Below are 823 nucleotides of genomic sequence, written 5' to 3'. Positions count from 1 at the left end.
GGTATACCAGCAGGGTGTGCCTTTTGATGGCTTCTCCCGGGCGACGGCCCGGCGTTATCGTCTGACGGATGCGGCGTATTGCGCCGCGCGCGGCGAGTCCAGCGTCTGGTTTGTTCGACAGCTCTTTACCGGAGTGGTGTTTCCTGAGGCCCATCTTGCCGGGGAGAGTCGCTTACATCAGCTGTATCGCCGTCGCCGGATGTCCATCGGCACCGGTCTCATGGTGCTGACGGCGTCTCTTTTTAGTCTGGGCTGGTATCACTATTACCTGGCGAACCGTGATGCGGGACATCAGGTTCTGCTGTCTGCCCGACAGTTTATCGGTGCACGTGAAAGTACAGGACAACAGGCATTTGGCGCCGATTTGCTGCCACGACTGAACCTTATCCGGGAGGCCACACTCTCGTTTGGCGATTACCGTCGTAAAAACACCCCACTGGCGGATATGGGGCTGTATCAGGGGGGCCGTATCGGTCCTTATGTGGAAACGTCCTACCTTGCGTTATTGCAGCAGCAGTTTCTGCCGGCTGTGCTGGTGGGGCTGGCACAGGACCTGCAGCAGGCCCCTCCTGCCAGTGAAGAAAAAATGTCGGTACTGCGCGTGATGCGCATGACGGAAGATGCATCGGGGCGCAGCATTCCGCTCGTGGAGCAGTACATGGCAGGACGCTGGCAAAAAGCGTTTCCGGAACAGGGGCAAATCCAGCAACAGCTGATGCAGCATCTGGATTATGCCCTCAGGCATACCGACTGGCATAAAGCACGGGTACAAAAAGACCCGGACGCCATTGCTGCCTGGAAGCCTTTTGCACAGCCTGTCGCC

1 protein-coding gene is annotated in these 823 nt (G+C 58.2%); it reads left to right on the top strand.

The annotated features are described in order from the left end of the window. On the top strand, positions 1–823 hold an 823-nt coding region (locus tag DEO48_RS24790; RefSeq protein ID WP_309136850.1), incomplete at both ends, for an ImcF-related family protein.

Origin of the sequence: Enterobacter sp. CGMCC 5087 (genome assembly GCF_003144775.1) — a bacterium.
Classification (GTDB): domain Bacteria; phylum Pseudomonadota; class Gammaproteobacteria; order Enterobacterales; family Enterobacteriaceae; genus Enterobacter; species Enterobacter cloacae_M.
This window is presented reverse-complemented; position numbering and strand designations above follow the sequence as displayed.